Consider the following 15373-nt stretch of genomic DNA (forward strand, 5'->3'; position numbering starts at 1 on the left):
ACATTATAGAGGATTTAAAAATTGGATAAGTCATAGTGAAAAAATTTAAGTGTGAAACAAAAAAAAGCGTCCGTGGAACGGACGCTTTTACTATAAGTATATATGTATTTTTTAATCAATGCATACAATAAAATAACGTCCTGGTGTGTCTGATATAAATCATCACAAATCTGCGCTTAAGCGAACACTTAAGGCATGAGGTATTGACGTTATATGAAATGTTGTTTTTCATTGTTATACAAATATGCTGATTTTAAATTAATTAGCAATGCGGATTTTAAAATTTGTTTGTTTTTTTATAAGGTTACTTTCGCGAAAGCATAATTAACTTATAATTAATGTTTTATAAATTTTTTGGTAACATGATTTGGAGTGAATTACAATAACTTTATACACAGGATTCTAATTTGAAGTCATAGCTATTGCAGCATGTGGATATGTAATCAAAAGCAGAATAGTAGTAATATCTTATCCTTATGAAAAAAATATACGTTTATTTAAAAGATTTTATAATTGAGCTTTCAATTGCAAAACTTAAAAGTTTTTACTCTCCTTTTAAGTATAAAAAAATACTTTTAAAATCAGCAATTTCCATGGTATGAAGAAAAGGTCGGTTGATGTTTTGGTGCTTTCGGATATTCATTTGGGAACTTACGGGTGTCAAGCAAAAGAGTTGTTGTTGTATATGAAGTCAATTAAACCAAAACATGTGATTTTGAATGGTGATATTATTGATATTTGGCAATTCAAAAAACGGTATTGGCCAAAATCTCATATGAAGGTGGTAAAGCACTTGATGCAATGGATTACAAAAGGCATTAAGGTGACCTATATTACAGGAAATCATGATGAAATGTTACGCAAGTTTGAAGGTTTTCAAATGGGATCTTTTAAAATTGTAAACAAATTAATATTGAATTTGGGTAATGAAAAAGCTTGGATTTTCCATGGTGATGTCTTTGATGTTACTATGCAACATTCTAAATGGATAGCAAAACTAGGTGCTATGGGGTATGATTTACTTATTTTGCTGAACAGTGCTGTAAATTATGTAAATAAAAAAATGGGCAAGGAACCAGTTTCAATGTCAAAAAAAATAAAGAATAGCGTAAAATCAGCAGTTAAGTTTATTAATGATTTTGAAAAGATTGCTGCCGATATTGCTATCGATAATAAATACGAATATGTTATTTGTGGGCATATTCATCAACCAGAAATGCGAAAAATTAAGAACGAACAGGGTGCCGTAATGTATTTAAATTCGGGCGACTGGATTGAAAATTTAACAGCTCTGGAATATGTTGAAAATCATTGGAGTTTGTATGAATTTGCAGCCGACACCCAATTGCAAGAAACTAAAAATCAGGTAGCAGATCATCAGGAAATATTGGAAACCGAGGTGCTTTTTAAAAATATGTTGGAGGATTTTCAATTAATGAAATCTGTAAAATAATTGATGAAGGTATTATACGCAATTCAGGGAACAGGAAACGGTCACTTAAGCAGGGCAAAACATATTATACCGATATTACAAAAAAAGAATATTGAGCTTGATTTATTAGTTAGTGGCATTCAGGCGGATATAAAACTTTCGCATGAAGTAAAATACCGTTTTAAAGGATTGAGTTTTATTTTTGGAAAAAAAGGCGGCGTCGATGTTTGGAAAACTTATTTGAAAACTAATACCAAACGTATTCAAAAAGAAATCAAAAGTTTGCCAGTTCAAAACTATGATTTGGTCATCAATGATTTTGAACCAATTTCGGCATGGGCATGCAAATTAGCTAAGGTGCCATGCGTGGGTTTTAGTCATCAGGCAGCGGTATTGTCACTCAATGCGCCTAAGCCAAAAAAACCAGATGTTTTGGGGCGCTTTATCCTAAAAAAATATGCGCCTACCGCCAAGCAAATTGGATTGCACTTTGCCTCTTTTGATACTTCAATTTTTACGCCAATTATTCGAAATGATATCCGAAATGCAGTAATTGAAAACAAAAATCACTATACGGTGTATTTGCCTTCGTACAGTGATAAAAAGTTATTAAAATTTCTATCTAAAATTGAACATGTGGAATGGCAGGTTTTTTCAAAGCATAATAAAAAAGAAATTACAAAAAAAGGCATTACCATTCGTCCTATTACCAATGCCTTATTTGTAAAAAGTATGGCGAGTAGTGCGGGTGTTTTATGCGGAGCAGGTTTTGAAACACCAGCTGAAGCACTTTTTTTACAAAAAAAATTACTAGTTATTCCCATGAAAGGACAATATGAGCAACAATGTAATGCAGCAGCATTAAAGCAAATGGGCGTGCCCGTGCTAAAATCATTAAAGCAAAAACATGTGAGTGCACTAAAAAAATGGGTAGCTTCAAATGATCGCGTACATGTCAATTATCCTGAGCAGACAGAACAATTAATTGATCAGTTATTGCATGAGTATGGCAAGTTGATAACAAATGAGCAAGCTTTTTCATGAAAAAAAATGAAAATGAGTTTGCTTTAAAAGCAGATGATTTTGGGGAAGATTTCAAGTGGGGAGTATCCACTGCAGCCTATCAAATTGAAGGAGCTTATGATAAGCATGACAAAAAAGCTTCAATTTGGGATACCTTTACAACAAAAAAAGGAAAAATTTACAGCGGACACCACGGAAAAATTGCCACTGACTTTTACCACAACTATCAACAGGATATTGATCTGATGCAACGGATGAATATTAAAAACTTTCGCTTTTCATTATCGTGGGCAAGGTTAATTCCCGATGGAGTGGGTAAAAAAAGTAGTCACGGAGTTGCTTTTTACAATAAGGTTATCAATTATTGTTTGCAATGCGGAATTACACCTTGGGTAACTCTATATCACTGGGATTTGCCTCAAAAATTACAAGACAAAGGCGGCTGGACAAATCGTTCAATTATTCAATGGTTTCAAGAGTATGCTGAGTTTTGTGCTTTGCAATTCGGTGATCGGGTTAAAAACTGGATGGTGTTAAATGAGCCTATGGTGTTTACGGGAGCAGGTTATTTTTTAGGAGTACATGCGCCTGGCAAAAAAGGAATGCGTCATTTTATACCAGCTATCCATCATGCTACATTATGCCAAGCCGTTGGGGGTAGAACGTTAAGATCTCATGTTAAAAATGCTTACATAGGTACCACATTTTCTTGCTCCTACATACAGGCTTTCAGTACTCATAAAAAAGACATTTTGGCGGCAAATAGGGCAAATGCTTTATTAAACAGACTTTTTATTGAACCTGCATTAGGTTTGGGGTATCCAACAGAGGATATAGCGGCATTAAAACGCATCACAAGCTATATAATGCCTGGTGATGATAAGAAGGTGATTTTTAATTTCGATTTTATAGGAGTTCAAGTATACACCCGTGAGATTGTAAAGTACAGTTGGTGGACGCCTTATTTAAAGGCAAAATTAGTTAAAGCAACCGATCGAAACGTGGCAACCACTTTAATGGATTGGGAAGTATATCCTCCAAGTATTTGTAAAATGATTGAACAATTTAATGCTTACAAAGGGGTTGGGGACATCATTATAACTGAAAATGGTTCGGCATTTACGGATAGGGTACTCAATGAAAAAGTGTATGATCCTAAGCGGCTGTCTTATTTACAGGCACATTTAAAACAGCTGCGTAAAGCCCAAATTTTGGGAAGTCAAGTTAAAGGCTATTTTGTATGGACGTTTACGGATAATTTTGAGTGGGCCGAAGGGTATTACCCTCGTTTTGGATTGGTATATGTGGATTTTAAAACTCAGAAAAGAATCATTAAAACTTCTGGCAAGTGGTTTGCTAACTTTTTAAAGTCCAAATGACATGTTGGTTGATATTTAAATACGCTTCAATTAATGTAACAGTAATTTTTAAGCTTGAAATGTGAAAAAAGCATCAATTCATTTTAAGCTGATTCAAATTGCAGAAGGTTGTAAAACACTTTCAAACCGATATTACGTAAATTTATTAAGTCTTTTTGTAAATAATAAATTACATTTTTAATGTATTTAGGCTGTGCGTGCTTTTATTGTTATTTTTGTCAATTCATTTACACAGGAATATCTTATTTGTTTGTATGCCTAAACAAAAGCAGTTAAAATTTGATAAAGCTTATTTGCGTATTGCACGCGAGTGGGGAAAATTATCTCACTGTAAACGCAAGCAAGTAGGCGCTGTTATTGTTAAGGATCGAATGATTATTTCCGATGGCTATAACGGAACTCCCACAGGATTTGAAAATCCCTGCGAGGATCAAGATGGTTTAACAAAATGGTATGTATTACATGCTGAAGCAAATGCTATTTTAAAAGTTGCAGCATCCACTCAATCTTGTAAAGGAGCTACACTGTATATTACCCTTTCACCATGTAAGGAATGTAGCAAGCTAATTTATCAGTCGGGTATAAAACGCGTAGTATACCAAACACATTACAAAGATGATTCTGGCTTAAAATTTTTAGAAAAAGCCGGTGTGGAAATTTCTCATATTGAACAAATAACAGCAAGCTAATATGTCATTAACTCGATCTGTTTTATTATTAATGATAGGATTTAGCTTAGGTTTTGCCTTAGCAAAAAGGTTTTTTAACACTCCAGGTAGTTTTAGCTTTAATCCGTCCAAAGAGAAACTAAATCGACTAATTGATTACATAGATAATGTGTACGTTGATCCAGTAGATACGGATAGTATTGTTGAGGTTACCGTTAAGGGTATTTTAGGAAAGTTAGATCCGCATTCCACCTATATTTCAGCCAAAGATGCTGCTTCAGTAAATGAACGCATGCAAGGGGATTTTATTGGTATTGGAGTAAATTATTATGTTTGGAAGGATACTATTGCGGTAATTAGTACCATTCCTTCCGGACCTAGTGCAAAAGCAGGTATATTGTCTGGTGATCGTATTTTAATGGCAAATAAGGATACCCTGTTTGGCGCAAGGTTAGATCGGGATACTTTGGTAAGTAAGCTTAAAGGGCCTGTAAACAGTAAAGTAGATTTGTTAGTGTATCGCCCACAAAAAGGAAATTTAAATGTAAAAGTAACGCGAGGAGTAGTGCCCTTACAAAGTGTGGAGGCTGCTTTTATGCTTACGCCAGAAGTGGGGTGCGTTAAAGTAGAGCGATTTTCGGAAACTACTTACACGGAATTTAAAGCTGCATTTGATGCCTTGGCGGCATCAAATACACTTAAAAGTTTAGTGCTAGATTTGCGGGGTAATGGTGGTGGATACGTGCGACCTGCGTTAAAAATGGCCGACGAGTTTTTAGAGGACGATAAGTTAATTATGTTCACTAAAAATAGACAAGGAGACATCGACAAATCGTTCGCTACTAAAAAAGGCGATTTTGAAGAAGGGCAAGTGTATGTGCTTATTGATGAGAATTCGGCCTCAGCAAGCGAAATATTAGCAGGAGCTTTACAAGACAACGATAAGGGAACTATTGTTGGTAGGCGTTCGTTTGGAAAGGGCTTAGTGCAGCGAGAAATGGATTTGGGTGATGGCAGCGTAGTTCGACTAACCGTTTCTCAATACTTTACGCCAACAGGACGTTCCATTCAGCGTTCCTATAAAAATGGAATCGATGCATATAATGAAGAGTATTTAAAACGCTACGATACGGGCGAATTGCAGGATTCAACCAAAATTAAAGTGAACGATTCTTTAGTATTTACTACTCCAAGGGGAAAAGTAGTTTACGGAGGAGGGGGAATTATTCCAGATGTGTACGTGGGTAGGTCAAAGGACCGAAACCTTGAGGTACTTGAGTTTGCTGAATATTCTGGGGTAATGAGTCGTTTTGTATTTGAAGAGTTAGATACCAACCGAAGTTTTTACAATACCCTGAATAAAGAAAATATGCTTTCGCTTGAAATTACTGATGTTCTTTTAAGGCAGTTTAAAAACTATGCCGCTCAAAGAGGCTTAGAATTTTCAGGAACATCAGCCAATGAGCAAGCTAAAGTGTGTATTAAGGCTGAAGTTGCCAACCAATTATTTTCTACCAATCTAAGTTACAGGTTAAAAGCTAAAATTGACCCAATGTTGCAGCGAATATTAACGCTAGAGCAAAAAGCGGAATACTAACTTATCATTACAATTTGCGGTTAAAATTGTAAAGATAAAAAGTTGTTTCCTGTTTTGCTAGTCTAGGGCAGGTTGCAAATTTGATAATTAAAATTTGAAACGTCCGCAAAAAAATAGTCTCATTTGGAATGTTACATTTAATTTAAGAAAAGCAGAATTGAAAATAGAGATTCTGTGGAATTTCGAAAACAAATCGTATTAATTGTTCAATTCCTTATGTTTGCGTTCAATAGCCTTTGAAATCAATAAAATAAGTGCTAAGGCAATTACACATAACCCTGAAATTATAGCAATAAACGCCACTTTACTATTCTCAGAAAAAGGAGCGCTAAAATCAATTTGCGTCACGTTAAACCCCATCATGGCCACTGCTAAAGCGATTAGTATGTAAAGGAAATATTTCATAAATATTATTTTATACAAAAATACTCAATAAAAATAGAGTGTTTTTTGTAAATCTAAAATTAGTTATTTTAATTTTGTGCCTTGTTCATCCATAATCTTATATTTTGTTTCAATTAGGAAAAACACTGGTTTCAGAAGATATTATTGAAAAAGATTTTGTGTGTAATCTTTCAGCTTGTAAAGGAGCTTGTTGTATTGATGGCGATGCAGGAGCACCATTAAATGAAGATGAAGTGCAAATCCTTAAAGATATTTATCCAAAAGTAAAGCCCTTTATGCGTCCAGAAGGTGTTGAGGCAGTAGCAACTCAAGGAACATCGATTATTACCGATGATAATGATTTGGAAACACCTTTAATAAATGGAGCAGATTGTGCTTACGTTGTAATTAATGAAAAGGGTACGGCTTTATGTGCCATTGAGGAAGCATACAATCAAGGAGAAGTTGATTGGAAAAAGCCAATTTCCTGTCATTTATACCCTGTTCGAGTACAAGATTATTCTGAATTTTCCGCGGTTAACTATCATAAATGGGATATTTGTGATGATGCCTGCACATTGGGCACGGAATTACAAGTGCCCATATATAAGTTTGTAAAAGAGGCGTTAATCCGTAAATTTGGACCAGATTGGTATGCGGAATTGGAAAAGGTAGCGACTACCCTAAAAAAATAACACAACGAGTTTTCAACAGTTTTTAACAACTTTTTATCGGGTTTTAATAAGTGATGGTTTTAATGCTAACTCCTTAAAAAACCTAGGCTTTCGGTAGTTATAAACAGGCTGTTTGTAACTTTTTGTATAAAATTAAAATTGATGTTACCCCTTGTTTTTAAAGGGGTTTTCTGGTTTTTCTGGTTTTTTTAAAAATGAAGGGTTGTTAAAAACTTATTCGCTGTATTGTCAAAAATTAACATCTGTAAAGCTAGTTTTTTTACATCTTTGTAGTACGTAACGGAGCAACCTATTTTCACCATAAATCCACCATATAATGAGCACTTCAGTAGAACCAATTTTAAAAGAGAATCCAAACAGATTTGTAATTTTTCCAATTCAGCATCATGATTTATGGGATTGGTATAAAAAGATGGAAGCTTGTTTTTGGACTGCCGAAGAAATTGATTTGCATCAGGATATGACCGATTGGCAAACTAAACTTTCCGATGATGAGCGTTATTTTATAAAGCATATTTTAGCGTTTTTTGCCGCTAGCGATGGTATTGTGAATCACAATATTGGTGAAAATTTTGTAAATGAAGTGCAGTATCCTGAGGCCATGTTTGTGTATACATTTCAAATGATGATTGAAAATATTCATTCGGAAACGTATTCGTTGTTGATTGATACTTACGTAAAGGATGAGGTTGAAAAGGATAAATTGTTCAGGGCGTTGGAAGAATTTCCTGCCATAAAAAAGAAAGCAGATTGGGCGTTAAATTGGGCTACATCAGATTCTTTTGCAGAAAGATTAATCGCTTTTGCAGCAGTAGAAGGAGTGTTCTTTTCAGGAGCATTCTGTTCTATTTTTTGGCTTAAAAAACGTGGGTTAATGCCAGGATTAACTTTTTCTAACGAGTTAATTTCTCGTGACGAGGGGATGCATACGGAATTTGCCGTGCATTTACACAACAATCATTTGATAAACAAAGTGCCAGAAAAGCGCATCAAAGAAATTATACTTGGAGCGCTAGAGGTAGAAAAAATATTTATTACAGAATCTTTACCAGTAAGCCTTATTGGAATGAATGCAAAGTTGATGACTCAGTATTTAGAGTTTGTAACCGATCGTTTACTTTCGGAACTTGGTTGCAGTAAGGAGTTTAATACAGCAAATCCATTTGATTTTATGGACATGATTTCTTTACAAGGAAAAACAAACTTCTTTGAAAAAAGAGTGTCTGAATATCAAAAAGCTGGTGTAATGAACAAAGACAAAGACGCAGAAAAAATTAGTTTTGACGCGGACTTTTAGAACCACACCCATTAGGTGCTTTTTTTAAATGCACTGCAGTAAATTAAAATAACAAATACAAAACTCAGCTTTCGTTGAAAGAAGTGAGACAGGAGAGAAACCCCTTATTTCTAGCGTAAGCATTAACCAAAAAATCTAGCATTATGTTTGTAGTAAAAAGAGACGGTAGAAAGGAACCGATAATGTTTGACAAGATCACAGCACGTGTGCGTCAAATGTGTTATGGGCTTAACGAATTAGTAGATCCTGTAAAAGTAGCCATGCGTGTTATTGAAGGATTGTATGATGGGGTTACTACAAGTGAGTTGGATAATTTAGCGGCGGAAATTGCAGCAACTATGACGGTTGCACACCCAGATTATGCGCAATTAGCCGCACGTATTTCAGTATCAAATTTACATAAGAACACAAAAAAAACATTCTCCGAAGTAATTAAGGATTTGTACGAGTATGTGAATCCTAGAACAGGAAAAGGCGCAGCATTAATTGCTGATGATGTGTATAAAGTGGTTATGGAAAATAAAGAGAAGCTAGACTCTACCATTATCTACAACCGCGATTTTAGTTATGATTATTTTGGTTTTAAAACGTTGGAGCGTTCGTATTTGTTAAAAATTAATGGCAATATCGCGGAGCGTCCACAACACATGCTAATGCGTGTTTCTATAGGAATCCATGTTGATGATTTGGATGCTGCTATTGAAACGTATGAGCTGATGTCTAAAAAATTCTTTACACATGCAACGCCAACATTATTCAATTCAGGAACACCAAAACCGCAAATGTCATCATGTTTTTTACTAACAATGCAGGATGATAGTATTGATGGAATTTACGATACGTTGAAACAAACGGCTAAAATTTCTCAATCTGCAGGAGGTATAGGCTTGTCTATTCATAATATTAGAGCTACGGGATCGTATATTTCAGGAACAAACGGAACATCAAATGGAATTGTACCTATGTTGCGTGTGTTTAATGACACAGCTCGTTATGTAGACCAAGGTGGAGGGAAACGTAAAGGATCTTTTGCTATTTACATGGAACCTTGGCATGCTGATATTTTTGATTTTTTAGAGTTAAGGAAAAATCATGGTAAAGAAGAAATGAGAGCACGTGACTTATTTTATGCCATGTGGATTTCCGATTTATTTATGAAACGTGTGGAGGCCGATGAGGATTGGACATTAATGTGTCCGCATGAATGTCCTGGTTTGTACGATGTACATAGTGAGGAGTTTGAATCCTTATACACGCGCTACGAAGCAGAAGGTAAAGGAAGAAAAACGGTAAAAGCACGTGATGTTTGGGAAAAAGTGTTAGAATCCCAAATTGAAACAGGAACGCCATACATGTTGTACAAAGATGCAGCAAACCGTAAGTCAAACCAAAAGAATTTGGGAACGATACGATCGTCAAATTTATGTACTGAAATCATGGAATACACAAGTCCTGACGAGATTGCAGTATGTAATTTGGCTTCAATTGCTTTGCCAATGTTTGTTAAGGGAGGTAAATTTGATCATGATGAACTTTATAAAGTAACCAAACGAGTAACTAAAAACCTGAATAAGGTAATTGATCGTAATTATTATCCAGTAAAACAGGCTGAAAATTCAAATATGCGCCACCGTCCAGTTGGATTAGGAATTCAGGGATTAGCCGATACGTTTATTATGTTACGTATGCCATTTACAAGTGACGAGGCAAAAAAATTAAATGAGGAAATTTTTGAAACCATGTATTTTGCTGCCGTAACGGCTTCAAATGAACTGGCTGAGGTTGAAGGTACTTACGAGTCCTACGAAGGTTCGCCAATATCAGAAGGCAAATTTCAATTCAATTTATGGGGGATTAAAGATGAAGAATTAAGTGGCCGTTGGGATTGGAATGAATTACGCAAAAAAATCAAAAAGTCGGGAGTGCGGAACTCCTTATTAGTAGCACCAATGCCAACAGCATCAACCTCACAAATTTTAGGAAATAATGAAGCCTTTGAACCCTACACAAGTAATATTTACACACGCCGAGTGTTGTCCGGCGAGTTTATTGTAGTTAACAAACATTTGCTACATGATCTAGTGGAACTGGGGATGTGGAATGATGACCTTAAAGATGCTATTATGCGTGCCAATGGTTCTATTCAAAATATTGAAGGCATGCCGCAAGAGTTGAAAGACTTGTACAAAACGGTATGGGAATTAAGCATGAAGGACATTATTGATATGTCGCGTCATAGAGGGTATTTTATTGACCAGTCACAGTCGTTAAACTTATTTATGGAAGGGGCAACCATGTCCAAACTGACGTCAATGCACTTTTATGCTTGGAAGAGCGGCTTAAAAACCGGAATGTATTATTTAAGAACAAAATCAGCGGTGGATGCCATTAAGTTTACCTTAAAAACGAATAGCGAGGTTGAAAAGCCAAGTGTAGATGCTTCCGTTGATGCTTCATTACCAAAAGCAAAAAAGGTAAAAGTAGCTCCAGTTTCTACAGAAGGAAGCCTAAGTCCTGATGAATTAAGAAACATTATAGCACAAAGCAAGGCAGGAGAAGGCGATGACTGTTTGATGTGTGGATCGTAAATTAGAGTTTTAAATAATTTATTTGTTATACAAAAATCCCATTCAAAATATTTTTGGATGGGATTTTTACATAACCTAGCAGTTCTTTTTAGTCACAATATTCTAAATCACAGCTTGGATTATCTTTAAATATTTTTAGGATTTGCTCAAGTTTTTTTGTGTTAGTCAACGAATTATTGTTGTTTATGTTGTCAATTTTAATTTGAGCTTCTTCGCAAGGCTCATTGCAATCAGGCTCTATTAGGTTGAAGCAATTATTAGGGTCTACTACTCCTCTTGCTGTAAAAAGAGCATTTTCACAATTTAAATTTAAGAAATTTTTTAGGCCATCAAACGCGCGTTCAAATTCATGTTGTTTTTCTATTTTTAATATGTTAAATTCTGTAGGGTTCCTTCCAAAGTTAACGGGGGAGCTACTAAGTGTATTAGGGTTAGAATGAGGGTGATTTAAAATAGTAATTGTTGGAAAACGAGAAGGAAAAACAAGAATGGCAGCATTAGAGTTTGATGCAATATAAACTTTACAATCATTAATTCATTTAATCTTTATTGTAACAGAATTAGAAGAAGCGGGGAGCATTACGGTTTTAAAGGAGCTTCCGTTACTTGTAAAAGTTCCATTTCTAACTTCTAAATGAACATAAGGTCTAGTATTTCTAGAAGAAGGTTTAATGGTTACTTCGTAAGTTTAAGTAGCTCCTGGTATAGCAAGAGGTTCAGTAATATCAGAATGCCCTCCTCTTCTTGTAACAATTTGCCCCTGAATTTGACCAAAAGAAAATAGCATTAAAACAGTGGTAATAAATAGTGTAAATTTCGTTTGTTTCATTTTACATTTATTTAAGTTAAAAATTGATACAAATAAAGTTATATAAATAGTAGTCCAGTTTTATAGCTGTCTGTTTTTATGAATTTTAGAATACAATTTCATCGATAAATAGTCTAAAAGTTAAGGTAAACTGAAGAGTATTTATTATGAAATAAGGTGCTAACCTTTTGGTAGGAAATGAGTTATTTACAGCTCAAGAATCAAAATGTTAAATTAGCGTAATCTAAATGTTAAATTATAAGGGCTTATTTTCTTTTTTAGATAGTTAAATGGTTGTTTTTTAACTAAAAGAGAAGGAAGAAAACGTTTTTTAGGGTATTGTAGTAGCGAAGAAATGTTTTCTGTGCCTACCTAATATATAAAATAAAGCCACAGCGGTTTTTTATTTATTGCTGTGGTTTATTCTAGCAAATATCTTTTTGGTTATCAATAGCGATAATGTTGATAAGGAGTTGGTTAACAAATATCTTACGGATGTTTTTAAAAGTACCGACTCGAGTACGATTTTCATTATGCCTTTTTAGTTTATTACAACCGTTAAATCTAGGATCGTCGGGTAAATTTTGAATAGCAGTTTTAAAATTGGTGTAGTGGGATTTTTTAATTAAAGTGTAATAAGTGTTGTTAGCTGGTCATATAACAAATAAACGAAAATGTTATAGTTAAAAATTGGCTCTTTGTATTTCGTCGATAACCCCGACTTTGATGATTTTCTAATAGAAATTTCTCACTTAAAAGAGTGTCTTTGTCGAACATTAAATGCTTTTAATCAGAAAGTGGTGTGAAAAAAAAATAGGAAACAGGACTATAGTTATTTTTGTTATTCAATTAAACAAACAATGATCAAAAAAACTACACTATTTTCAATGATATCAGCGGCTTTGATGTCATTTGGAACAATACAAGCCCAAGGTTCATGCGAACAAAACTGGCTAACAGCAGAAGGGAATACGTTAGTTGATGCGGCAGGAAATGAAGTGATACTAGCAGGAGTAAACTGGTTTGGGTTGGAAACTCAAATTAGCATCCCTCATGGTTTATATGCTCGTGATGTTGATGGAATGCTAATGCATATAAAACAGCTAGGTTTTAACAGTATTCGATTACCTTGGCATAACGGAATGTTGAGAGAAGGTGCTTCATTTCAAGCTCCTAACTTTTGGGTTAAAGATCCTATATCTTACAATGGTACACCTGCTGTAGGGCCATTCTCTAATTTGGCATTACAAAATATGACTAAACCATTAGAAATAATGGATTACATAGTTGATTGGTGTCAAGAAAATGATTTAAAAATTATTTTGGACTGTCATTCCCGTAATCCGGATGCTTATTTGATAGAAAAGTTGTGGTATACTGAAACTACCTCTGAAGAGCAATGGATTAAAGATTGGGTATTTTTAGCAGATCGTTATAAAGATAAAAGTGCTGTAATAGGTATGGATATTAATAATGAGCCTAACGGTAAAATTGATAACCCTGCAGGAGCTCGCTGGGGTACAGGAGACGAGTTTGACTGGCGATTGGCTTCGGAGAAATGTGGAAATGCTATATTAGAAGTTAATCCAAATGTACTTATTATGGTTGAAGGTATTGAGGCCTACAGGAAGCCAAATGGAGATTTGACTTCTTACTGGTGGGGAGGAAATTTGCAAGGTGCTCGTGATTTTCCTGTGCGTTTGAGTAATCCTAAAAAATTGATGTATTCTCCGCATGAATATGGACCAACTGTATTTGATCAAGTATGGTTTTCAGACCCTGAATTCCCTGAAAATATGCCAGCTATATGGGAGGAGCAATTTAACTTTTTGAATACTAATGGTACTTCACCATTGTTAATAGGTGAACTAGGTATCAAAGGGTCAGGTGGTAAGGATGAAATTTGGTTTCAAAAGTTTATAGATTTTATTAAGGAGAAGAAATTGCACTATACATTTTGGGCAATGAATCCTAATTCGGGTGATACTGGTGGGATTTTAGCCAATGATTGGATATCAGTTGTTCAATGGAAAATGGATTACTTAAAGCCAATATTATCAAATCCAATACCTAACTGTATTAGTTTGTCAGGTGAGCCTACCTTATCAACACCTGAATTTGAGGATTTATTTAATGAGCAAATGGGAGTAAGTCTATCACCAAATCCAACCAGAGCGTCCTTGGAGGTAGTAAGTTCAAAGGAATTAATAGAATCCATTACTGTGTATAACCTTTTAGGGAGTGAGGTATTATTGTTTGAAAATGTAGATGATTTTGAATTGAAGATTTCAGTGCGAGCATTAGCTAGTGGTGTGTATGTTGTAAAAACAGTAACTACTAGTGGTATATATACTTCAAAATTGATGCGTAATTAATAGTAAAAAATTATTTTGCTGTAAAATTGTATATTTATTTCAAATACAGTAAAATATGTATAAAAGTTGTCCAGAGTGTGGAGAAAAAATTATAGGTAGGTCCGACAAAGTATTTTGTTCTGATTATTGCAGGAATTCATTCAATAATAAGCAAAATAAAGACATTACTAATTTAATAAGAAACACGAATAATCAACTTCGTAAAAATTACAGGATTTTAACTACATTAAATCCTACCGATAAAACTAAAACCACTAAAAGCAAATTAGCTTCTAGTGGTTTTAATTTTAATTTACATACCAGTACCTATACTACTAAAGTAGGTAAAGTATATTACTTTGTTTATGATCAAGGTTATTTGCCCTTAGAAAACGATTATTACGCCTTAGTGAAGCGAAATATTTAAAATGTTTTTGGAGTATGTCATTTAATTTTATAACAACTAGTTTAGTCGCAAGGTTAAATTGTAATTTTATTTAGTATAAAATGAATTAAAATAGCGTTAGTCGGCAAGTTTATATTGGGTCTGGTTGAAAATTTCTCAAATAAAAAAGAACAATTTTTGATGCAAAATTTTATATCAGAAACTGTATTAAGTGTTATGCACAAGTTTTTTTAAAATTGAGGAAAAATTAGTTTACTACTATTAATTAATGCCTCCAGCTATGAGAATTTAAGTGTAAAGCAGCCAATATAATATCGTGTTGACTGATTTGCCCCACCAGTTTACCATTTTCAAGTACTGGAAAACGTTTGTAGGGGCTTTTGTAAAATTGTTCTGCGGCTTCAAAAATACTGGCACTACTATCAATAGTTTCAACAATAGTTGACATATATTTTTCAACAATTTCAGTATTCATAGGCATATTAAAATACCTGCTATCACTCAGTTGTTTCATACAATCACTTTCGGAAATCATACCAATTAAGGTTCCTTTTTCATCAACTACAGGGCCCCCGGTAATTTCATTTCGGACTAAAGTTTCCATAGTTTGTAGCAGTGTATGCTGTGGTGAAAATGAAATTAGTTTTTTTGTCATGTAATCCGACACTGCTATTGCGGCATCCATGCCCTTTTTTGGCTTTGCTCTTTCGCCCATAAAATTTGAAATTCCCATATCTGATTA

The 15373-nt window shown here is 34.4% G+C and carries 13 protein-coding genes; 10 read left to right on the forward strand and 3 right to left on the reverse strand.

The window, feature by feature from the left end:
• Positions 1-598: 598 nt before the first annotated feature.
• The 5 genes from GMC_RS0116060 to GMC_RS0116080 all read left to right on the forward strand — a co-directional run bounded on the left by GMC_RS0116060 (position 599) and on the right by GMC_RS0116080 (position 6099).
• A complete protein-coding gene (locus GMC_RS0116060) occupies positions 599-1453 on the forward strand; it encodes a UDP-2,3-diacylglucosamine diphosphatase (RefSeq protein ID WP_010523113.1) in 855 nt (284 codons plus the stop codon).
• A 3-nt stretch (positions 1454-1456) separates the two neighbouring features.
• Positions 1457-2476, forward strand: coding sequence for a glycosyltransferase family protein (locus tag GMC_RS0116065; protein ID WP_010523114.1), 1020 nt, complete (start codon positions 1457-1459; stop codon positions 2474-2476).
• Positions 2473-3834, forward strand: coding sequence for a GH1 family beta-glucosidase (locus GMC_RS0116070; protein WP_010523115.1), 1362 nt, complete (start codon positions 2473-2475; stop codon positions 3832-3834). The genes GMC_RS0116065 and GMC_RS0116070 overlap by 4 nt, the downstream gene beginning before the upstream one ends.
• Before the next feature lie 254 nt (positions 3835-4088).
• Positions 4089-4523, forward strand: coding sequence for a deoxycytidylate deaminase (locus GMC_RS0116075; RefSeq protein ID WP_010523116.1), 435 nt, complete (start codon positions 4089-4091; stop codon positions 4521-4523).
• Position 4524: 1 nt separating this feature from the next.
• Positions 4525-6099, forward strand: coding sequence for a S41 family peptidase (locus tag GMC_RS0116080; protein ID WP_010523117.1), 1575 nt, complete (start codon positions 4525-4527; stop codon positions 6097-6099).
• A gap of 198 nt (positions 6100-6297) precedes the next feature.
• On the opposite strand, the gene GMC_RS0116085 is transcribed toward GMC_RS0116080, so the two are convergent.
• A complete protein-coding gene (locus GMC_RS0116085) occupies positions 6298-6504 on the reverse strand; it encodes a hypothetical protein (protein WP_010523118.1) in 207 nt (68 codons plus the stop codon).
• Positions 6505-6608: 104 nt separating this feature from the next.
• Here GMC_RS0116085 and GMC_RS0116090 point away from each other — a divergent pair, with 104 nt between their 5' ends.
• The 3 genes from GMC_RS0116090 to GMC_RS0116100 all read left to right on the forward strand — a co-directional run bounded on the left by GMC_RS0116090 (position 6609) and on the right by GMC_RS0116100 (position 11063).
• On the forward strand, positions 6609-7178 hold the full coding sequence (locus tag GMC_RS0116090) for a DUF3109 family protein (RefSeq protein WP_010523119.1): 570 nt from the start codon (positions 6609-6611) through the stop codon (positions 7176-7178).
• 316 nt (positions 7179-7494) lie between these two features.
• Entirely contained in the window at positions 7495-8475 is a 981-nt protein-coding gene (locus GMC_RS0116095; RefSeq protein ID WP_010523120.1) for a ribonucleotide-diphosphate reductase subunit beta, read from the forward strand.
• Positions 8476-8618: 143 nt separating this feature from the next.
• Positions 8619-11063 carry a ribonucleoside-diphosphate reductase subunit alpha gene (locus GMC_RS0116100; RefSeq protein ID WP_010523121.1) on the forward strand — a complete coding sequence of 815 codons (2445 nt, stop codon included), beginning with the start codon at positions 8619-8621 and terminating at the stop codon, positions 11061-11063.
• A 688-nt stretch (positions 11064-11751) separates the two neighbouring features.
• Here the strand turns inward: GMC_RS0116100 and GMC_RS21745 are convergent.
• A complete protein-coding gene (locus tag GMC_RS21745; RefSeq protein ID WP_157998177.1) occupies positions 11752-11892 on the reverse strand; it encodes a hypothetical protein in 141 nt (46 codons plus the stop codon).
• Positions 11893-12731: 839 nt separating this feature from the next.
• Here GMC_RS21745 and GMC_RS0116110 point away from each other — a divergent pair.
• Together GMC_RS0116110 and GMC_RS0116115 are read left to right on the forward strand one after the other, a co-directional pair.
• Complete coding sequence (locus GMC_RS0116110) at positions 12732-14246, forward strand: cellulase family glycosylhydrolase (protein WP_010523122.1); 1515 nt, start codon at positions 12732-12734, stop codon at positions 14244-14246.
• A gap of 55 nt (positions 14247-14301) precedes the next feature.
• Positions 14302-14652, forward strand: coding sequence for a DUF2116 family Zn-ribbon domain-containing protein (locus GMC_RS0116115; protein WP_010523123.1), 351 nt, complete (start codon positions 14302-14304; stop codon positions 14650-14652).
• Positions 14653-14896: 244 nt separating this feature from the next.
• Here the strand turns inward: GMC_RS0116115 and GMC_RS0116120 are convergent, their stop codons facing one another.
• On the reverse strand, positions 14897-15364 hold the full coding sequence (locus GMC_RS0116120; protein WP_010523124.1) for a CBS domain-containing protein: 468 nt from the start codon (positions 15362-15364) through the stop codon (positions 14897-14899).
• Positions 15365-15373: the final 9 nt, after the last annotated feature.

Origin of the sequence: Aquimarina agarivorans (assembly GCF_000218485.1) — a bacterium.
Classification (GTDB): Bacteria; Bacteroidota; Bacteroidia; order Flavobacteriales; family Flavobacteriaceae; genus Aquimarina; species Aquimarina agarivorans.